The organism is Caballeronia sp. LZ019, from assembly GCF_031450825.1.
In the GTDB taxonomy this organism is placed as follows: domain Bacteria; phylum Pseudomonadota; class Gammaproteobacteria; order Burkholderiales; family Burkholderiaceae; genus Caballeronia.
Map to the genome: position 1 here is coordinate 174504 of NZ_JARTVZ010000002.1, position 20015 is coordinate 194518.

The following is a 20015-nucleotide window of genomic DNA, read 5'->3' on the forward strand; positions in this document are numbered from 1 at the left end:
CCGCGCCGTCACTCAAGCATTCAGTCCTTGGTCTGGTCGGACTGAAGCATCGCCTCGATTTGATGAAGCAACTCGTCGCGTCGCTCCCGCGATAGTCCGCGCAGTCTCAATTCAAGCCGGTCTTCGCCGTAAGATTTGAGGTCGCCCACGGAAACGCCGTCGAGTTTGATCTCCAGGCGTTGCGCATACCGCTGCCGTCCTGCGGGCTTCGGCGTCTCCTGCGGGCTTGCACGTCCCTTGACGATATCCGCAACCTGGCGCGTGCTCAGATCGTCCGACGTGATCTTGTTGATGAGCCGCAGCGTCGCATCGCTTCCACGCGCCGTGTGATACCGCGAGATCTGATAGGCCATGTTCGAGCCAAATCGATCGGGCCGTGCGACCATCTCTTGCATCACGTTCTCGGGTAGCTTGGCGATCGATAAAGCTACGGCAATCGTCGATTCGTCGAGTCCGAGATGATCCGCCAGCTCACGTTGACTCTGGAAGTGCTGCTCGTCGAGGAAGCGCCTCCAGACGACAGCGTTGTCGAAGACGGTCTGCGAATCGCGCTGAACGTTGAGGTCGTAACCCAGCTTGTAGCTCTCGATGCCGATCGGCAGATCGACGACCACCGCTTTCACCGTCTCTTTGTTCGCTTCCTTGAGCGCACGCACGCGCCGGCCGCCATCGCTGACGAAGAAGGTGCCCGGATTCTCGTAGTCGGGAATGACGTGGATCGCCTGCTGCTGACCCTGCTTGGCGAGATTCACGGCCAGTTCAGCAATCGACGCCTTCAGATAGAAGTGGCGTGGATTGAAAGGGCTCGGTTTTATCGCCTTCAAAGGCAAGTCGATGACCTGCCCTGCCGTATAGCGATTCGCCCGGCGCCACGCGCGATATTCATCCGATTCGGCGCCGGCAACCGCTTCCATTTGTTCATCCGCGACGAACGCGCTGGAGCGGCCATTGGCGGCGGTCTGTGAGACGTGCTGGATGTCGACGATGCCGTCGATCGCATTCAGCCTGTCGAGCGCGGTTCGTTTCTCGCTGCTGGTCGTGTCCGGGCGAGCCTTGAAGCCCTTGGCAAACTGCGACGGTTTCATTCAGTGTCCTTTATGCGCATAAAGTCAGGGGAGCATGGCGACGATCTCGTCGGCACAGGCGCGAATCTCGGCAGCGGCGAGGCGCGCCCCGCGATCGCTCATTTGAAGCACCGTCTGGCCGAGGGCCATCGCCTGCTTGTAGCACTCCCGCGTGGGTATCTGCGTCTTCAACAGGGGAAAGCCAAGTTCTTCCAGCGCAACCTTGAGTTCGCGCGTCAGCATCCGCTTCTCTTCGGTCTTGTTCAGCAGGAAGACGGCGCGCAAGTCCTCGTTCATGACCTGTGCCTGCTGCACGAGCTTCACCAATCCCACGCTCGACCAATAGTCGGCCGGCGAAGACGACGTCGGTATGACCGCAATACTCGCAGCCAGAAGCACGACGCCCGAAACTTTCTCGGTGATGGAGGGTGGGCAATCCACGACGATGATGTCGTAGTCGTTGACGAACTTCTTGATTTCCCGATGAATCTGCCCGCCCGCTTCCGAGAGATTGACGACGGGGAACGGGATGCCGCTATTGTCTTCAGATGCGGCGCTGGACCAATGGATCAAGGTGTTTTGGCCATCCGCGTCAACCACGAGCACCCGCTTCTTCTTTTCATGAAAAGCAGCGCCGAGGTGCATGGCGATAGTGCTCTTGCCCACACCGCCCTTCTGCTGCGTGATCGCTATGATTTCCGCCGCCACAATTAACTCCGAAATTTGATCGCGTTTGAATTCTACATTGTGGTCAATGTTTTTCCAGCCGGATTCGTCAAACGTTGCAGCGGATAGCCATTCGGACAAGGTTTATGCGCATAAAGCAGCCAGCGCTGTTGGCGCGCGGGGCAACTTTATGCGCATAAAGCACTGCCGCGACCGTCGGGCAGCGATCGACCGATCAACATCGCCTATGCTTATCCGTGCCGCACATCGGAGAGCCGCCCATGACAGTTCGCAACCTCGACATCCTCTTTGCGCCTAAGTCCATTGCCGTTATCGGTGCGTCGCCGCGTGTGGGGACGATCGGCGAAATGGTTTGGGAGCGGGCCCGATGTGCCGGTTTCGAAGGCCCGATCTGGCCGGTGAATCCGCGGCACGAGTCGCTGAACGGCGTACGGGTGTACAAAGATGTTCAAGACTTGCCGGATGCGCCGTCAGTCGCTGTTCTATGCACGCGTCCGCAGACTTGGCCATCGCTTGTCGAAGCATTGGGGCGGCGAGGAACGAAAGCGGTGGTCATCGTCGGCGAGACACGACCGCGCTCGGACAGCGTGCACCGCGCAGGGGGCATCGCGTCCGACGAGGCAAGCGAATGGACCACGCGAACACTGGCGGCTGCACGGCCTTTTCTTATCCGCGTCGTCGGGCCAGCGAGCATCGGTGTCGTGACGCCGTCGATGGGCGCATGCATCGGCGCGCCCGCCTGTACGGTCAAGCCGGGCGGTGTCGCGTGGGTTTCGGGCTCGAACGCGCTAACGAACGGCGTCCTCGGCTGGGCACTTGCGCGCGGCCTGGGTTTCTCTCGAATTGTCGCTCTCGGCGATGAAGCCGATGTCGACTCCGGCGATATGCTCGACTTCTTGGCGAGCGACCCATCGACGCGCGCAATTCTGCTCGCGATCGAGCACGTCAGCTCGGCGCGCAAATTCATGTCGGCGGCACGCGCCGCAGCACGAAACAAACCCGTTCTGGTGTTACGCACGGGTCGCGACGATCCGTTCGATCGCCTCTACAACGCCGCTTTCCGTCGCGCCGGACTTGTCCGCGTCGATTCGCTCGACGACCTGCTTGATGAAATCGAAACGCTCGGCGTCGGCAGGGTGGCAACGAGCGACACAGCGACCGTCATAACCAGCGACCGCGGTGTCGCCGCCTTGGCGATGGACGCGTTCGGCGGTGCGGGCGGTGACCTCGCGCCTTGGCCAGTTGCCGCTCGCGATGCGGTAACTGCCGCGCTGCCCCGAGCGCGAACCGGCAATCCGCTACTGCTCGGCGATGACGCATCGCCCGCCGACTTTGGCGTCGCGCTCGAAGCGCTCGCGCCGCATCGCGAAACCGGCACCGTGTTCGTCGTTCATGCGCCGACGCACAGCGCGCCCGTCGCCGATGTAGCGCGCACTTTAATTGCACAACGGCGGCACGCTTATCGTGGCCTGCTCGCGTGCTTCTTCGGCTGCGTCGATTCGGAAACGCGCGACGAACTGCACGCTAACGGCATCCCGGTGCACACGACGCCGCATCGCCTCGCGCGCGGCTTCGCCCGTCTCGTGGATTTCCGGCAAGGGCGCGAGCTGCTGATGCAGACGCCAGACGGCGTTCCCGCAGACGTCCCGAAAGACATCGACGACGCACAGCGCGAAGTCCGCGCCGGGTTGGCGAACGGCGTCGCGGAGTTATCTGGCGAACCGGCCGCCCGCATGTGCGCACGCTTCGGCTTCGTTGTGAAGCCGGGCGCGACCGATCCGACGCCGCCGGATGCCATCGATATCGAAACGCGGCTCATCAACCACCGTATATTCGGCCCGGCGTTCGAATTCCGGGCTGCCGGCGCGCTGGGACTGGCAGATTCGCTCCACGAGTTTGCGCTCCCGCCGCTCAATCCCGTGCTCGCCCGCGACCTGATCGCCACCTCGCCGCGCGCGCGTGAATTACCCGCCGAGCTTCTTCTCAACGCGCTGACTGCGCTATCGCAACTGGTCTGCTATCTCGAGGAGATCGTCGCGCTGAAGCTGACGTTTCGCGTGAAGCGCGATTCCGTAACCGTCCTTGAGCCGCAACTGACGCTCGGTTCGCATCGGAAGCCGCTCGCGATCGTGCCGTATCCGCGCGCGATGGAAGAGACGCTCGACTGGCGCGGCATGCGCCTGACGGTGCGGCCGATTCGACCGGAAGACGAAGACGCGCATCGTGCGTTCGTCGCCGCGAACACTGCCGAAGATCTGCGCCTGCGCTTCTTCGGCGCAGTGCGCAGCTTCGATCATTCGCAGCTCGCGCGAATGACGCAGATCGATTACGACCGCGAGATGGCGCTCATCGTGACGCGCAAGAAAGACGACGGCGCGCACGAGACGCTCGGCGTGGCGCGAGCGATTGCCGATCCCGACAATGAAACCGCCGAGTTCGCGCTGGCCGCGCGCTCGGACATGAAAGGGCAGGGCTTGGGGTGGTTGCTGCTATCGAGAATCATCGACTACGAGCGCAAGCGCGGTACGCGATGGATCATCGGCGAGGCGCTGCGCGAGAACGCGGGCATGATCGCGCTGGCGCAAAAAGCGGGATTCGAACTGATCAGGACCGAGGATCCGGGCGTCGTGGGTTTCAGGATGCGCCTTTGCGACGCGCCGGCGCATCCGCCCGAAACGATACGAGCTTAGGCTGCGAGCCTGGCGACCGCGTCGTTGACTTGCGCGCGCGTGAGCGACAACTCGCTCAGCAATGATTCGGCATACGAACTTCCCGTTTCACGTTCCAGCCGGGCGATGGTCAATGCGCAGCGCGCGGCGTCCTTCGGCGTCGCGATGAACGTTTTCACCGACTGCCCCGAAGTGAACGCTTCGAAAAGCGGTTCGCGGATTTCATCCGGCAGCGCGCGCGACGTCCACTGATACGGCTTGCCGTTGTAGATCAGTTGCGGCGGAAGTGTGCGCTCTTTCTTCGCAGCAGGAATGAGCCCGTAGGTGCGCGCCGCTTCGCCAATCTGCTCGGGCGAGAAAAGCTCGTCAGGGCTGATGTCGAACTGCGCGATATGCGTTTCGATGGACTGCATCGCGGCGGCACGGTCGTCACGCTTCTTCTGTGCGCGCGCGACGATATCGCGCAACTCGTCCGCTTCATCCGTTGTGATCGTGAAGCTCGCCTGCTTTTGCTGTAGTTCGGAAAAACGCTGAAATTCTGAATCGGAGAGAAGTTTCGCCATGAGTAATGCGCTGGATGAAGGTCAGCGGCCCGTCGATACGAAGGCCGCCTTTTTGAGAGGGCCGCCATTCTAACGCGCGATGCCGCCGCTCAGTCGCGCGTCATCGAGAGGGCGCGCGCGGCGTGGTGTAGAAGTGCGGTCACATCGTTGACGGAGGGCGCCACATATTCGTCGATGCGCCGCATATACGGACACGTCAGCGCCGCGATCGCCTGACCGGAGGGGCCGAGCAGCGGGAACGCTACGTCGGTGACGCCGAAAGTCTGCTGACTGTCCTTCTTCCAGTAGCCGAGTTCGCGGATGCGTCGATGCTCGGCGTCCAGCACGGCGTCGTTGACCGGGAGTTCGCCTTTGACTTTCGTGTGCTCGGCCAGCATGTGCGCGCGCTGTTCGTCCGTCTGAAACGCGAGCATGACGCGCCCCGATCCGGTGTCGATCAGGCCGACGCGCGAGCCGAGCCGAACGGAAATGCCCCACGTGCCCGGCCCGTCTACTTGAGCGATGACGAGGAGATTACCTCGATCGTAGACGGCCAGATGAACCGATTGCTCGGCGGCATCGGTGAAACGCTGCATCACAGGCAACGCTTCCGCAATGAGCCGGTGCGTCGGCGGATGCCGATGCGCAAGTGCATACAACTTCAGCCCCAGCGAGTAACGGTCGCCTTCCGGAGAGCGCACGACATATTGCCGCGCAACGAGGCGCTCGAGCATTCGATACATCTCGCTCGCATTGCGCCCCAGCATCTTCGTGATCTCAGCGCGCGTAAGCCCCGACTTTTGTTCCGACAGCAGTTCGAGAATGTCGAGCCCTTTGTCGAGCGCGGGCGCTCGATAGCGGTCAGCATCGAGGTCGGCTAGGTCCAGCGAAGATGGCGTGCGTCGATTCATGGGTCCCGGAGCGCTAAGGGAAATCACCGACGAGGCTGCCGGCCGCATTTCTTGACTTGGCGTTGTGCGAATATGAATAATACGTTCATTGGTGAATCGTCACATCGAGGGTTTTTCCTTGCTGCTGACGTCGAACTTGCCCGCCTGAAATTCCGCCAGCCGCGATCAGCGGCTCCGCCGCAGCCACCCGCATCGATTGATCGAGGTTTGCAGATGAGCGCAGAAACGCAGGATGTCGTCCTACGCCGACGCCCAATTGGACGCACGCCGCTAGAAGTAACGGCGTTGTCGCTCGGCACGGCGCCGCTCGGCGGTCTCTACCACGAGCTGACGGAAGAAGAAGCGCGCGACACCGTCGACGCCGCGTGGGGCGCGGGCATCCGTTTTTTCGATACCGCTCCGCACTACGGCCACACGAAGGCCGAGCATCGTCTGGGCGATGCGTTGCGGCGTTATCCGCGCGAAGACTTCGTGATCTCGACGAAGGTCGGCCGCCGCTTCGTCCCGAGAACGACGCCCGACGATGGCAGCGAAGGCTGGGCGAATCCGCTGCCCTTCCAGGCCATCTACGATTACACCTACGGCGGCATCCTGCGATCCTTCGAGGACAGCCAGCAGCGGCTCGGCATGATCGACATCGATATCGTGCTGATTCACGATATCGGTCGATACACGCACTGCGAAATGAACGCGCAGTACTGGCGGCAACTCACGGACGAAGGCGGCTTCCGCGCGCTCGATGAACTCAAGCAGTCGCGCGGGGTGAAAGCGGTCGGCCTCGGCGTGAACGAAAGCGCGGCGGTCATGGAAGCGATGGCCGAATACGAGATCGACTGCGCGCTGCTTGCCGGTCGCTACACGCTGCTCGAACAAAATCCGCTCGACGACCTATTGCCCCAATGCGAGAAGCGCGGTGTGAGCATCCTGCTCGGCGGCGCATTCAACTCCGGGATTCTGGCACGCGGTCTCGACACGAACGCGCATGGCGATCTCAAGTTCAACTACGGCGACGCACCGAAGGAAATTATCGAACGGGTAGGCAAGCTCGAACGCGTGTGTCGCGAGCATGGCGTCGCGCTATCGAGCGCCGCCCTCCAGTTTCCTTATGCGCACAAAGTTGTGGCGACGGTGCTCATGGGCGCGCGCAATCCCGGTGAAGTCCGTGAGAACGCTGCATCGTTCGGAGCGCCGATTCCTTCGTCGCTGTGGAAAGCGTTGCGGGCGGAAGGCTTGCTGCACCCGAACGCACCCGTGCCGGAGTGAACATGGCCCTGAGAATCGACGCGCATCAGCACTATTGGGACCCGGCGCGCGGCGACTACGGCTGGCTCACGCCGGCACTAGAGCCGTTATATCGGGTGTTCGGGCCGTCAGATCTCGAACCGCTCCGCGTGGCTTCGGGCATTGCGCGCACGGTGACGGTGCAAGCCGCGCCGACCGTCGAAGAAACGCGTTATCTGCTCGATATCGCGCGTGGCGACGATTCCATCGCGGGCGTCGTCGGCTGGATTCCGCTTGATTCTGTCGACGCCGTCGATTTCATCGACGAATTTTCGCGCGACCCGAAATTCAAAGGCGTCCGCCCGATGTTGCAGGACTTGCCCGACGACACGTGGATCGCCCACGCGCCGCGCGCCGAAGCGATCGAATGCCTCATCGAACGCGATCTCGCCTTCGATGCGCTGATCTTCGCGCGGCATGTCCCGTCGCTGATCGAGTTCGCGCGCCGTTACCCGGCGTTGCGCATCGTCATCGATCATGGGGCGAAGCCGCCGATTCGCGATGGCGTCGATGCGGCCTGGCAACCGTGGGCCGACGGCATCGCGCAGCTCGCCGCGTTGCCGCAGAAACCGTCCTGCAAGCTCTCGGGCCTCGCCACTGAAGCAGCCAAGGGCTGGACCGACGCGACGCTTCAACCCTTTATCGCGCATCTGCTCGCGCATTTCGGCCCCGAACGGCTGATGTGGGGTAGCGATTGGCCGGTGCTGAATCTCAACGGCGGATACACTGACTGGCACGCCGTCGCCACGCGACTCACCGCGCATCTCGATAAAACCGGCCAGGAGGCGATTTTCGGCGCAAACGCCCGCGCGTTCTACCGCCTTTGAAATCCCTCTATACCGGGCATGTCTCAAAATCAATTTCGACTGGAGCAGTGGATGGTACAAAGACTGGCAGGCAAGACCGCGTTGATCACGGCGGCGGCACAGGGCATCGGCCTCGCGACGGCGGAAATGTTCGCGGCGCAAGGCGCGCGCGTGATCGCAACGGACATCCGCATCGAATCGCTGGACGGCAAGCCTTTTGAAGTGCGCAAGCTCGATGTGCGCGACACCCAGGCCATCGACGATCTCGCGAAGGAAGTCGGCCCGGTCGACGTGCTGTTCAACTGCGCGGGCTATGTCCACGCCGGCTCGATTCTCGAAGCGAGCGAAGCCGACTGGGACTTCGCCTTCGACCTGAACGCGAAGGCGATGTACCGCACGATTCGCGCGTTCTTGCCGGCGATGCTGGAGAAGGGCGGCGGCTCGATCATCAACATGTCGTCGGCGGCGTCGAGCGTAAAGGGTGTCGCGAACCGCTTCGTGTACGGCGCGTCGAAGGCGGCGGTCATCGGACTCACGAAGTCGGTCGCGGCGGATTTCGTCACGCGCGGCATCCGCTGCAATGCAATCTGTCCGGGCACGGTCGAATCGCCGTCGCTCAAGGAGCGCATTGCGGAGCAGGCGCAGGCGCAAGGCGCGAGCGTCGATCAGGTGCAGGCCGCGTTCGTCGCGCGCCAGCCGATGGGCCGCGTCGGCCGCGCCGAGGAAATCGCCGCGCTCGCGCTGTACCTCGGTTCCGATGAGTCGTCGTTCACGACGGGTCAGATTCACATCATCGATGGCGGCTGGTCGAACTAACAGGCTCGCCGCGCATTCCTTTTCAACTTGCTGCAGAAATACGAGGATCAAACCAGATGAAGCTGCTTCGTTACGGCCCGAAGGGTCAGGAAAAGCCGGGTCTTCTCGACGCGGATGGGCAAATTCGTGACCTGTCGGCAGTCGTGGACGACATCGCCGGCGCGACGCTGACCGAAGCGGGCCTGGCGAAAGTGCGTGCCGCCGATCCGGCGTCGCTGCCGGTGGTCGAGGGCAATCCGCGCATCGGGCCGTGTGTCGGACGCGTCGGCAAATTCGTGTGCATCGGCCTGAACTATGCGGATCACGCCGCCGAATCCAACCTGCCGGTGCCGACCGAGCCGGTGATCTTCGGCAAGTGGACGAGCGCGATTTGCGGCCCGAACGACGACGTCGAAATTCCGCGCGAGTCGAAGAAGACCGACTGGGAAGTCGAACTGGGCGTCGTGATCGGCAAGGAAGCCAAGTACGTCGATGAAGCCAGCGCGCTCGATTACGTCGCGGGCTACTGCGTGATCAACGACGTCTCCGAGCGCGAGTGGCAGCTCGAGCACGGCACGCAGTGGGACAAGGGCAAGGGCTTCGACACGTTCGGCCCGATCGGTCCGTGGCTCGTCACGAAGGACGAAGTCGCCGATCCGCAGAAGCTCGATCTGTGGCTGGAAGTGGACGGCCATCGCTATCAGAACGGCAACACGAAGACGATGGTGTTCACCGTCGCGCAACTCGTCGCGTACCTGTCGAAAGTGATGAGCCTGCAGCCCGGCGACATCATCTCGACCGGCACGCCGCCGGGCGTCGGCATGGGCGTGAAGCCGAGCGCGGTGTATCTGAAAGCCGGCCAGACGATGCGCCTCGGCATAGAGGGCCTCGGCGAGCAGCAGCAGAAGACCGTAGCCGCGCAGTAAGCGTCAGGTGAACGAAAAGCCTCGCCACATGCCGTGGCGAGGCTTTCGCACGTATGGAGCGACGAAAAACGCGTCAGGCGTGATAAAACGCCTCGATCGCGCTGTCGCCGATGCGCGCGACCGTCCCTTGCGCGACCGCGACGAGCCGTTCGGCATTACCATCGGTGACGAAGACATCGCACTGACACGTCGCCTGCGTCATCCCCGCGTGGACGACGCGCGCGCGGGCCATCAGCGTGCCACTGACCGCCGGGCGCAGATGATTGATCTTGTATTCCCCCGTGACCACCTTCGGACCGAGCCGCAGCGCGCCCGCGAAGGTCAGCGCGTTGTCGACGAGATAGCTCACCACGCCGCCGTGTACGAAGCCGTGCTGCTGCCTCAGCTCGTCGCGGATCGGCAGACACAGCGTGAGGCTTGCTGAATCGACCTGCATCAGCTTGGTTCCGAGCAAGGCGCTGAACGGTTGCGCATTCAGCGCACCGCGGGCGATATCGACGATTTCGGCCATTCGGACACTCCTTGGTGGGTTCAGCGCCGTCCTGCAAAGACAATAGGCAGCGAACGCGTGCGGCGCAAGCACGTTCGGCGGAATTCGTGCAATGGTGCGTTTCGGTGCAATCCAGTCGCATAGACAGACTTTCGGGCGAACGATTCAAGCTTGCGGCGCCCGCTGCCGTAAACCCGCACTATCGCCGTGAGTTGAAACGGCTCAATTCGTTAGTCGGGTGAGAGTGATGTTGGGAAAGATCAAGGTGTCATCGGGTTTGCTCGCGGTATTGGTCGTGTTCTGCCTGTTCCAGCTCGTGACCGAAGGGCTCGGGTTCTGGTCGCTTTCGCGCACGCACGGCGATGTCGGCAGCCTGTCCGATATCGCGCTCAAGCAGGTCAACGCGGTCAACAAGACCACGCAGCATCTGATGGACGCGCGCATCAACCTGTCGCGCGCGGGAACGCGCATGGTGCGCGGCGGCACCGAGCCGGTCGAGATCGTGCAGCATGCGCGTGAAGAGATCGCGCTCGCCGACAAGTCGTTTTCCGCGTTCCTCGATGCGCCGAAGACCGGCGAAGAGAACGTCGCGCGCATGACCGCGTTAAAGGCGAAATACGCGGAGTACGCAAAGGCGCTCTCCGAGCTCGTGCAATATCTCGATTCCAATAATCTCCAGGCGTTCCTCGATCAGCCGACGCAAGGCTTCCAGGACCGCTATCTCGCCGAGCAGCAGAAGTTCGTCGATTTCGGCAATGCGTCGAGCAATGCGTATCTCGAATCGATCGATGCGCGCTACGCCTTGTTCCGCGCCGTGGGTTTCGCGATCGCCGTGGCCCTTCTGGCGGGCGTCGTCCTCGTCCATCTGACGTTGCGCCGTGGCGTGATCGCGCCGCTGGAGGAAGCGGGCCGTCACTTCGAACGCATCGCGCAAGGGCGTCTGGACGAGCGCATCGCGGAGCGCGGCACCAACGAAATCGGCCGTCTCTTCGCGGGTCTCGCCGCGATGCAGGCGAGCGTCGCCAGCACGGTGAAGACGGTGCGCGAAACGTCGGAGTCGATCAACTTCGGCGCGGATGAAATCGCGAGCGGCAACGCCGATTTGTCGGCGCGGACGGAGAATCAGGCGGCATCGCTGGAAGAAACTGCATCCAGCATGGAAGAACTCACGGCGACCGTGCGACAGAACGCCGATCACGCACGCGAAGCCAACGCGCTCGCCGGCGATGCGCTCGAAGCCACGTCGCGCGGCTCCAGCGTGGTCGACGACGTGGTCGAGAAAATGCGCGGGATCGCGCAGAGCTCCGACAAGATCGCGGAGATCATTTCGGTGATCGACGGCATCGCGTTCCAGACCAACATTCTCGCGCTGAACGCGGCCGTCGAAGCCGCACGCGCGGGCGAGCAAGGACGTGGCTTTGCGGTCGTCGCGGGTGAAGTGCGCGGACTGGCGCAACGCTCGGCGCAATCGGCAAAGGAAATCAAGGAATTGATCGGGGAATCGGTCGCGCAGGTCAGCGACGGCTCCGTGCTCGTGGAACGCGCCGGCGCGGCGATGCGTGACGTGTCCTCTTCGATTTCGCGCGTCACGCAGATGATGGCGGAAATCAGCGCGTCGTCGCTGGAGCAGAGCGTCGGCATCGAGCAGGTGAATCAGGCCGTCACGCAGATGGACGAGATGACGCAACAGAACGCGGCGCTCGTCGAGCAGGCCGCGGCTGCCGCCTCGTCATTGCACGAGCAGACGCGGCAACTCAAGGCGGCCGTTTCGGTGTTTCAGATCGCCTAGAGCGGCAACGATGCGTACGCCGTGGCCAGGTGGTACGGCGTGGTCGAAGGCATGTCCGCGCGGCTGATGTCACCGCCGGCCGCGCGGCATTCGACCCAGCCCCGCTCGTGCAAGAACCGCGCGCGAAAGCGCCCGATCTGCTCGCCGACCGGATCGCCGCGCGTGGCCAGCGCGCGCAGGTATTCGGTCTGCGCCCAGATTCGCTGGGTGCCGTCGATCACGGCGCCGGTTTCGTCCAGTGCGGCGCACACGCCGCCCGTTTCATCGTCGATGCCGTGCTTCTGCGCGAACAGGAACGCGCGTTCGAGCCGTTCGTCGAGCCCCGCCGATGCGAACGCCGCATGCCCGCTGCCGATCGCCAGAAAATACCATTCGAACTGATGCCCCGGCTCGAGCCGGTTGTTCGCAGCGCCGATCGGCAATTCGGCGATGCAGCCGGTCGGCTCGTGCACGAACGTATGCGCGATCCATTCCGCGAGCGTCGCGAGACGCGTGTCGTAGGCGGCGTCGCCGGTGGCCTCGCGCGCTGCGAGCCACGCTTCCGCAAGATGCATCAGCGGATTTTGCAGCGGTCCTTCAAGCGCCGCCGTGAAATCGTCGGATAACGCGGCGTTCAGAACCGCGCCAGGTTTCGCGAAGCGAGTTTCGACAAGATTCGACGTTTCGGCGAGCAGCGCCAGTGCATCGGCCGAACCGCTTTTCCGCGCGTAGTGCGCGCACGCGAAAACGACGAACGCGTGCGTGTACAAGTCTTTCTGTCGCTCGAGCGGTGCGCCGTTTGCATCGACGCTGTAGAACCAACCGCCGTGCCGCGTGTCCCGAAAGTAGTGCCGCAACGATTCGAACAGCGTCTTCGCGTGTTCGAGTTCGCCCGCATCGGCGAAAACGAACAGCTGACGCGCGCACGCCATCGCGCGATAACGCTTCGGCGGCAGCGGCGCGTGGTCGTCGGGCGCGACAGCTTCCAAGGGCAGCCGCAGCGCCGCGTTGAAGCCGGGGCCGCGCCATATCGGCAGCACGACGTTCGCGTAATGCGCGCGCAGCGCCGCGCCGGATTCCGGATTCGTCGATGGCGCCGCCGGTGCGGCATGCGTAGGTCGATCTTGCATACGACAACTCTGTGAGAATGTTCTGGAAAGCTACCAGTAGCCGCTGAAGCATAGCAAACGCCGCCCGGCGCGCATTCACTCACAACGACAGGAGGTGAAGAAGATGTTGAGCAACGTCGAACTCGTTTCGCGGCTCGTCATGGCCGCGGCGCTCGGCAGTGTGATCGGCTTCGAGCGCGAGCGTCTTTCCTGGGCGGCGGGACTGCGCACGCATATGCTCGTGTGCGTCGGATCGGCGCTCATCATGATGGTGTCCGCGTTCGGTTTCGCGGATGCGCTGAAAGGCGATCACGTCGTTCTCGATCCGTCGCGCGTGGCGGCGCAGGTCGTGTCGGGCATAGGCTTTCTGGGCGCGGGATCCATTCTGCTGCGCGGCGAAATCGTGCGGGGCCTGACGACCGCCGCGAGTCTCTGGTCCGTCGCGGCGATCGGGCTTGCGGTCGGCGGCGGTCTGTACACGGCGTCGATCGCGGCGACGGCGATCATCCTCGTCATTCTCGCGGGACTGAAGCCGCTGGAACGCCGCTTCATCGCCGTCAGGCAGCGCCGGCAACTCACGATGCTGGTCGATCGCGGCTCGCTTTCGTTCCACGGCCTGCACGAAGCGCTCGGTCCGGGCAGCGTGCGCGTCAAGCAATTCGTCGTGCAGCAAAGCGAGGACACGCCCGAACTCGACGAAGTGCAGGTCGAGCTTTCGCGCGTGTCGTCGCAGGAATACCGGGCCATCTGCGAGCGCCTGCGGCAACTGCCGGTCGTGCGTGAGTTTCGCGAGGAAGACGCGAATTGAGCGGCGGCGCGGCGATCTCTTGCCAAAGCCCGCTGGATAAGGCCCGCAGCCGTGCGACAATGCGGCCTCTCGAAAAATATCGCCAGACCGCATGACTGCCGCGCGTCTTTAGTGCCGCCGCAGCTTTTCGACCTATGCCAGATCCCGCTGTACCTCGAAAGCCCGATGTCAACGCGTCGTCGGCTAAAGCCCGGCGACGCGCCGAGGCAGACGCCGATGCGCAGAAGAAAATCGCTCGCGCCGCGCGGCCGGCGCAACGCCTCGGCGAGCCGAGCGATGCCCCGCGCTACGGCGAGACGCTCGACCTCTTTGCCGAGGACGCCGAACGCGCCACGCTTCAGGCGATGAACACGGATATCCGTCAGGGCACGTTCGAGGGTTTCGAGTTGCCTGAAGTGTTCTTGGCTGCGGTGGAGTCGTCGGCGAAGCGGCGCGTGGCGCGGCCCGTGGCAGTCGCGCGCGAGGCGGACGACGCGCCCGGGCAGGGCGACCTGATCGCGGACGCGCTCACACCTGCGTCGTCGACGCGAAGCAAAGCCGCGGTCACACGGCGCGCGAGCGTGGCCTGGATCGCCGCGTCCGAGCCGGCCGGCTGGCTGTCACCTTCGCGCCTGAGCGACGAAGCCGATCCGTTTCGTGCAAGCGCTTTTTCACATTCCGTCGATGCGCTGCGCACGGTGATCGACGGGCAGCGCGCGACGGCCGCAGCGCACGCGCGCCACACGAAGACGATGCTGACCCTAACGCTTTGCGCCATGCTTACGACGCTTGCAGCGGGCATCGCGCAGACCGTCGTGTTGCTGCGTGCCGGCCACGAGGCGTCCGCCTTCCCGTCCAATACCGATCCGCACGCAACGCCCGCTCGCGAGCACTGAGCGCGCCCCGTCGATGCCGTCGAACAGGTCGTTTCGACCGACGATGTAGAAAAACTACCACATTTCTCGGCAGGAAATGTTGCATTGCACTAGAAATCCGGAGGGGGTATCCCTATAATCATCGCTAAGGGAAAACCCTCAATCACCAACCGGAGTCAGACATGAGCTACCTCTTCGCCCTGCTGCAAAAATTTGCTTCGATCTTCGAATCGCCGCACCTGCCGATGGACTCGGATTACTCGTATCAAGCGCGTTTCCGCGAAGCAGAGCGTCAGCGCAAGGCACGCGGCACCGCATTCGGCTTCCGTCTGTAATGCGTCGTTGAGGGCGGCGCGGGTCATACCAAGTTAGCAAAATCCGACGGCAAGACGTCGACTATCCCGCCCGCCAGCTTCTGCTGGATTTGTAGTTTTTCTAGCACCATCCTTCGTCGTTATTCGACGAACCCCGCCCTGCGCTCCGCAGCGCGTCAGACTTCCGCTTCTCCCGTCCCGGTGCCCCGTCACCCGACGCGGTATTCTTTCGTCTCTCCCACTCCGACGCATCGAGCGCCCCTATGACCGGCGACGTCCATTTCTACGACCCCAACGAAGGCCACCGCCTCCCGCACGACCCGTTCAAGGCGATCGTCGCGCCACGCGTCATCGGCTGGATATCGAGCCGTGACGCCGACGGCAGCGTGAATCTCGCGCCGTACAGCTTCTTCGGCGCGTTCGCGACCTTTCCGTACGTCATCGGATTTTCGAGCGAAGGTCGCAAGGACAGCATCAGCAACATCGAGGCAACCGGCGAATTCGTCTGGAACATGTCCACGCGCCCGCTCGCCGAGCGCATGAACCGCACGTCGGCGCCGGTCGCGCGCGGCGTCGACGAGTTCGAACTCGCGGGCCTGACGAAAGCGCCGGGGCGCAAGGTCGGCGTCCCGCACGTCGCCGAATCGCCGGCGGCGCTCGAATGCCGGCTGCTGCAAGTCGTCCGCCTGCACGATCTGGACGGCCAGCCGATGAACAACTGGCTCGCGCTCGGGCAGGTCGTCGGTGTGCATATTCGCAGCGAATTCCTGAAAGACGGTCTCTTCGATACCGCCGCCGCCCGGCCGGTCATGCGCGCGGGCTATCGCGCCGACTATGCGGAGATCGGCGAAATGTTCCAAATGCTGCGCCCGGGCGCCTGAGTATCGGAAAACGCGCCGGGACTTGTCCCGGTGCGACACGCCGCAAACTTCCCGCCTTTTCTCCCTCCTTCCGGCAAACCCTTGTCCCGCAAGGGTCCGGCCGTCGCGCGCGCCGCTCCGCGTTATTCCCTTGTCGTATTTCTTCATGTAGCTGTCGCAAATAGTCGGCTCCGAGCACTTTTTTCTGGCAACTATGTATGCACAGCGCGGACGGCGTCCGCCACGCTTCATGGAGACTTCAATGAATTCCCCCAAGGTGGTAGTCGAAGGGCTGTGCAAGGTGTTCGGCAATAGCCCCAAACAGGCGATCGACATGCTGGCCGGCGGCGCGACGAAGGAAGAAGTCTTCGCGCGCACCGGGCAGATCGTCGGCGTTCACAACGTCTCGTTCGATGTCCAGGAAGGCGAGATTTTCGTGCTGATGGGCCTGTCCGGCTCGGGCAAGTCGACGCTGATCCGGCTCATTAACCGGCTCGTCGATCCGACCGCCGGCAAGGTGCTGATCGACGGACGCGATGTCGCCGCCGTGCCGCGCTCTGAACTGACCGCGCTGCGCCGCAAGGACATGAGCATGGTGTTCCAGTCGTTCGCGCTGATGCCGCAACGCACCGTGCTTTCGAACGCCGCGTTCGGGCTCGAAGTCGCCGGCGTCGGACGCAAGGAACGCGAGAAGCGTGCGATGACCGTGCTCGAACAGGTCGGTCTCGCGCCGTTCGCGCAGAAGCTGCCCTCGCAATTGTCGGGCGGCATGCAGCAGCGCGTCGGACTGGCGCGGGCGCTTGCCGTCAATCCCTCGCTGATGATCATGGACGAAGCGTTCTCCGCGCTCGATCCGCTCAAGCGCAAGGAAATGCAAAACGTGCTGCTCGATCTGCAACGCGAGCAGCGCCGCACGATTCTCTTCGTCTCGCACGATCTCGAAGAAGCGATGCGCATCGGCACGCGCATCGCGATCATGGAAGGCGGGCGCGTCGTGCAGATCGGCACGCCGCAGGAAATCATCACGAATCCGGCGGACGACTACGTGCAGGCCTTCTTCGACGGCATCGACACGAGCCGCTATCTCACGGCCGGCGATCTCATGCAGACCGACGCCGTCCCGCTCATGAAGCACTCCCCGCAGATCGACGCATCGAGCGTCGCGGCGACGCTCAACGGCAGCGCCGACTACGCGTTCGTGCTCGACGCCCAGCGCCGCATTCGCGGTTTCGTCGGCCGCGATGCGAACGGCAACGTCGCGCCGCACATCAATCACATCGAATGCATCGAGCGCAGCATGACGCTCGACGACGTCGTGAACCGTGTCGTTGCGAGCCGGGCGCCGCTGCCCGTCGTCGATGCGGACGGTTCGTATTGCGGTTCGGTCAACAAGACGAACGTGCTGCAGGTTCTAACGCGCCATCGAGGTTCCCATGTCTGAAATCATTCCGCTCGGTAGCTGGGTCGATCAGGGCGTCCACTATCTGCTCGACCACGACGCGAAAACGTTCGATTCCATCGGCAAGGTCATCGAGAGTTTCGCCGCGGTCATCGAACATGTCTTGCAGGCCGTTCCGATGTGGGCGCTCATGGCGTTCTTCGTCGGCATCGGCTTGTGGCGGGTCGGCTGGCGCTTCGCGGCGTTCACGCTGTTGTCGCTCCTGCTGATCTATGCGACCGGCTTCTACGACCAGATGGTCATTACGCTGGGTCTTACGCTATCCTCAACGTTTATCAGCCTGCTGGTCGGCATCCCGCTCGGCATCTGGACCGCGAAGAGCAAGGTTGTCGAGATGATCGTGCGTCCCGTGCTCGACCTGATGCAGACGATGCCCGCCTTCGTCTACCTCATTCCCGCCGCGATGCTGTTCGGTCTTGGCCGCGTGCCGGGCATTCTCTCGACCGTGATCTTCGCGATGCCGCCCGCGGTGCGCCTCACGTCGCTCGGCATCAAGCACGTGAATCGCGAGATCGTGGAAGCGGGTCAGGCGTTCGGCTGCACGCCTTGGCAGTTGCTCTACAAGGTGCAGATTCCGAACGCGCTGCCGTCGATCATGACGGGCGTGAACCAGACGATCATGATGGCGCTGTCGATGGTCATCATCGCGTCGATGGTCGGTGCAGGCGGTCTCGGCAACGACGTGCTCGCGAGCATTCAGCGGCTCGATATCGGTCTCGGCTTCGAGAGCGGCTTGTCCGTGGTGCTGCTGGCGATCATCCTGGATCGCATCACGGAGAGCTTCGGCCGTTCGCCCGGCATGGCGCGCGCTCCGCTGTTCTCGGGCCTGCGCAACGTGATGCGCGTGCGCCGCGCGCCGGCCGCGCAACAGGGTTGATGCGGTCATGAAGCGCGATGCGATCGTCCCGGCTGCTTCCGAATCGCCGCTTGCGAATCTCGCGCACTTCGGCTTCCTGACGCTGCCGAACTTCTCGATGATCGCATTCACGAGCGCGGTCGAAGTGCTGCGCATGGCCAACTACGTGGGCCGCGCGCAGCACTACACGTGGTCGGTCATCACGCCGGACGGCGAGCCGGCGCGAGCGAGCAACGGCATCACCGTCAAGCCGGCGGCCACGCTCGATGAAACCGGCATGCCCGATGTGCTGATCGTCTGCGCGGGCTGGCACGTCGCCGATTATGTCGACGATACGGTCATCAGCCTGCTGCAGCGCGTGCATGACGCGGGCGTTCCGCTCGGCGGCATCTGCACCGGTCCTTATGCGTTGCTCGCGGCCAAGCTGCTGGATGGTTATCGTTGCACCGTGCATTGGGAAGACATGTCGCCGCTCAACAAGCGCTTCCCGCACGTCCGTTTCGCAGATGAACTTTTCGTGATCGATCGCGATCGCGTAACGTGCACGGGCGGCACCGCGCCGCTCGACCTGATGCTCAACCTCGTCGGCTTGCGGCTCGGTCAGTCGGTTGCTGCTCAGGTATCCGAACAATTCATCGTCGAGCGCATACGCGGTTCGAGCGACTACCAGCACATCCCCGTCGATGCGCGCGTCGGTTTCTCCCGCGCCGAGCTGGTCGAGGTCGTTCGGCTGATGGAAGCGAACATCGAAGAACCGCTATCGCTCGATGAACTCGCGCGGCTCGTGCATCTGTCGCAACGGCACTTGCAGCGCATGTTCAAGATGTTCCTCAATGTGTCGCCGACGCACTACTACCTGACGCTGCGCCTGCGACGCGCCCGCGATCTGTTGCGCAACACCGACGCATCGATTGCGCGCGTAACGAGCATCTGCGGATTCCATTCGCCTTGCCACTTCAGCAAGGCGTATCGCGCGCAATACGGCCATGCGCCGAGCATGGAGCGGCGTCTTTCCGCGTGACGCCTGGCATCCCGTTCAACGCTACGTTCGATAGTCCGTCTTCCCGCCTTCGATCATGCGCAGCGCGGCCTGCCATTGCAGCGCGGTCACGCCTTCGATTTCATCGCTCCGATATTGCGCGGCGGTGATCTCGCAGACCCTGGCCGACGGCATGTTCAGTTCGACGCCGCCCGCGAGCGCCCGCAACTGGATCTCACATGCGCGCTCCAGAAAGTACATCTCCTGAAAGGCGGTCGGAACGGAGTTGCCGCACGCGAGCAGGCCGTGATTGCGCAGGATCATCGCGTTGTGCGGCCCGAGATCGTTGACGAGACGGTCGCGCTCCGCGAGATCGAGCGCGATGCCCTCGTAGTCGTGATACGCGATATGCCCGTAGTACTTGAGCGCGTGCTGGCTGATCGGCAGCAGGCCGTGCTTTTGCGCCGACACCGCCGCGCCGGCGGGCGTATGCGTATGCACGACGCACACCACATCGGGCCGCGCCATGTGTATGGCCGAGTGGATCGTGAAGCCGGCAGGATTGACGAGATATCGCTCGGGATGCGCGGCGTCCGCATTCACCGGCCGGCCTTCACTGTCGATGCGTACGAGATCCGACGCGCGCATTTCATCGAAGAGCACGCCGTATCGGTTGATGAGGAAGTGATGCTCCGGTCCCGGCACGCGCGCGCTGATATGCGTGAAGATCATGTCGGTCCAGCGGAAATGCGCAATCACGCGATACAGCGCCGCCAGATCGCAACGCAACGCCCATTCTTCCTGCGAATAACCGTGAGTCTCCATGCCGCTTCTCCT

The 20015-nt window shown here is 63.3% G+C and carries 19 protein-coding genes and 2 pseudogenes; 13 read left to right on the plus strand and 8 right to left on the minus strand.

The genetic code is table 11. The features are described 5' to 3' along the window. Window positions 1–20 precede the first annotated feature (20 nt). From P9255_RS03855 to parA, 3 genes and pseudogenes are all read right to left on the minus strand, one after another. Window positions 21–902, minus strand: a pseudogene (locus tag P9255_RS03855) (ParB/RepB/Spo0J family partition protein); the annotation flags it as partial. A gap of 77 nt (window positions 903–979) precedes the next feature. Then, a pseudogene (locus P9255_RS27265) lies at window positions 980–1085 on the minus strand (chromosome partitioning protein ParB); the annotation flags it as partial. A 24-nt stretch (window positions 1086–1109) separates the two neighbouring features. Further along, entirely contained in the window at window positions 1110–1772 is a 663-nt protein-coding gene (gene parA / locus P9255_RS03860; RefSeq protein WP_309766748.1) for a ParA family partition ATPase, read from the minus strand. Window positions 1773–2011: 239 nt separating this feature from the next. On the opposite strand from parA, the gene P9255_RS03865 reads away from it, so the two are divergent. Next, window positions 2012–4441, plus strand: coding sequence for a GNAT family N-acetyltransferase (locus P9255_RS03865; RefSeq protein ID WP_309789170.1), 2430 nt, complete (start codon window positions 2012–2014; stop codon window positions 4439–4441). On the opposite strand, the gene P9255_RS03870 is transcribed toward P9255_RS03865, so the two are convergent. After that, on the minus strand, window positions 4438–4983 hold the full coding sequence (locus P9255_RS03870; protein ID WP_309789171.1) for a hypothetical protein: 546 nt from the start codon (window positions 4981–4983) through the stop codon (window positions 4438–4440). The two genes, P9255_RS03865 and P9255_RS03870, sit on opposite strands and share 4 nt — an antisense overlap. A gap of 89 nt (window positions 4984–5072) precedes the next feature. Continuing rightward, entirely contained in the window at window positions 5073–5873 is an 801-nt protein-coding gene (locus tag P9255_RS03875; RefSeq protein WP_309789172.1) for an IclR family transcriptional regulator, read from the minus strand. A 213-nt stretch (window positions 5874–6086) separates the two neighbouring features. Here P9255_RS03875 and P9255_RS03880 point away from each other — a divergent pair, with 213 nt between their 5' ends. From P9255_RS03880 to P9255_RS03895, 4 genes are read left to right on the plus strand one after another with little or no spacing between them, the layout of a single operon-like run. Beyond that, window positions 6087–7136 (plus strand): aldo/keto reductase, encoded by a 1050-nt coding sequence (locus P9255_RS03880; RefSeq protein ID WP_309765600.1) that lies wholly within the window; start codon window positions 6087–6089, stop codon window positions 7134–7136. Window positions 7137–7144: 8 nt separating this feature from the next. Further along, a complete protein-coding gene (locus P9255_RS03885) occupies window positions 7145–7981 on the plus strand; it encodes an amidohydrolase family protein (RefSeq protein ID WP_309766750.1) in 837 nt (278 codons plus the stop codon). A gap of 51 nt (window positions 7982–8032) precedes the next feature. Further along, complete coding sequence (locus tag P9255_RS03890; protein WP_309765601.1) at window positions 8033–8776, plus strand: SDR family oxidoreductase; 744 nt, start codon at window positions 8033–8035, stop codon at window positions 8774–8776. Between the two features lie 56 nt (window positions 8777–8832). After that, window positions 8833–9681 carry an ureidoglycolate lyase gene (locus tag P9255_RS03895; RefSeq protein ID WP_309765602.1) on the plus strand — a complete coding sequence of 283 codons (849 nt, stop codon included), beginning with the start codon at window positions 8833–8835 and terminating at the stop codon, window positions 9679–9681. A 73-nt stretch (window positions 9682–9754) separates the two neighbouring features. Here the strand turns inward: P9255_RS03895 and P9255_RS03900 are convergent, their stop codons facing one another. Then, window positions 9755–10192 carry a PaaI family thioesterase gene (locus tag P9255_RS03900; protein WP_309765603.1) on the minus strand — a complete coding sequence of 146 codons (438 nt, stop codon included), beginning with the start codon at window positions 10190–10192 and terminating at the stop codon, window positions 9755–9757. A 226-nt stretch (window positions 10193–10418) separates the two neighbouring features. On the opposite strand from P9255_RS03900, the gene P9255_RS03905 reads away from it, so the two are divergent. Then, window positions 10419–11960 (plus strand): methyl-accepting chemotaxis protein, encoded by a 1542-nt coding sequence (locus tag P9255_RS03905; RefSeq protein WP_309789173.1) that lies wholly within the window; start codon window positions 10419–10421, stop codon window positions 11958–11960. Here P9255_RS03905 and P9255_RS03910 read toward each other — a convergent pair. Continuing rightward, window positions 11957–13069, minus strand: coding sequence for an AGE family epimerase/isomerase (locus tag P9255_RS03910; protein ID WP_309765605.1), 1113 nt, complete (start codon window positions 13067–13069; stop codon window positions 11957–11959). The two genes, P9255_RS03905 and P9255_RS03910, sit on opposite strands and share 4 nt — an antisense overlap. A gap of 103 nt (window positions 13070–13172) precedes the next feature. Between P9255_RS03910 and P9255_RS03915 the strand changes: the two genes are divergently transcribed. The 7 genes from P9255_RS03915 (at window position 13173) to P9255_RS03945 (ending at window position 19220) form a co-directional block, all read left to right on the plus strand. Continuing rightward, a complete protein-coding gene (locus P9255_RS03915; protein WP_309765606.1) occupies window positions 13173–13856 on the plus strand; it encodes an MgtC/SapB family protein in 684 nt (227 codons plus the stop codon). Window positions 13857–13990: 134 nt separating this feature from the next. Next, complete coding sequence (locus P9255_RS03920; protein ID WP_309789174.1) at window positions 13991–14731, plus strand: hypothetical protein; 741 nt, start codon at window positions 13991–13993, stop codon at window positions 14729–14731. A gap of 161 nt (window positions 14732–14892) precedes the next feature. After that, on the plus strand, window positions 14893–15045 hold the full coding sequence (locus P9255_RS03925) for a hypothetical protein (RefSeq protein WP_309765608.1): 153 nt from the start codon (window positions 14893–14895) through the stop codon (window positions 15043–15045). 242 nt (window positions 15046–15287) lie between these two features. Then, window positions 15288–15905: a flavin reductase family protein gene (locus P9255_RS03930; RefSeq protein WP_309765609.1), complete on the plus strand. Its 618-nt coding sequence runs from the start codon at window positions 15288–15290 to the stop codon at window positions 15903–15905. Window positions 15906–16146: 241 nt separating this feature from the next. Continuing rightward, the gene (locus tag P9255_RS03935; protein WP_309765610.1) at window positions 16147–17325 is read left to right on the plus strand and encodes a glycine betaine/L-proline ABC transporter ATP-binding protein; all 1179 of its coding nucleotides are present in this window, start codon (window positions 16147–16149) and stop codon (window positions 17323–17325) included. Continuing rightward, window positions 17318–18220, plus strand: coding sequence for a choline ABC transporter permease subunit (gene choW, locus P9255_RS03940; protein WP_309765611.1), 903 nt, complete (start codon window positions 17318–17320; stop codon window positions 18218–18220). Before P9255_RS03935 ends, choW begins: the two co-directional genes overlap by 8 nt. A gap of 7 nt (window positions 18221–18227) precedes the next feature. Beyond that, window positions 18228–19220, plus strand: a complete 993-nt coding sequence (locus P9255_RS03945; RefSeq protein WP_309765612.1) for a GlxA family transcriptional regulator — start codon at window positions 18228–18230, stop codon at window positions 19218–19220. Window positions 19221–19241: 21 nt separating this feature from the next. Here the strand turns inward: P9255_RS03945 and P9255_RS03950 are convergent, their stop codons facing one another. Then, window positions 19242–20003, minus strand: a complete 762-nt coding sequence (locus tag P9255_RS03950) for a class II aldolase/adducin family protein (protein WP_309765613.1) — start codon at window positions 20001–20003, stop codon at window positions 19242–19244. Window positions 20004–20015 lie beyond the last annotated feature (12 nt).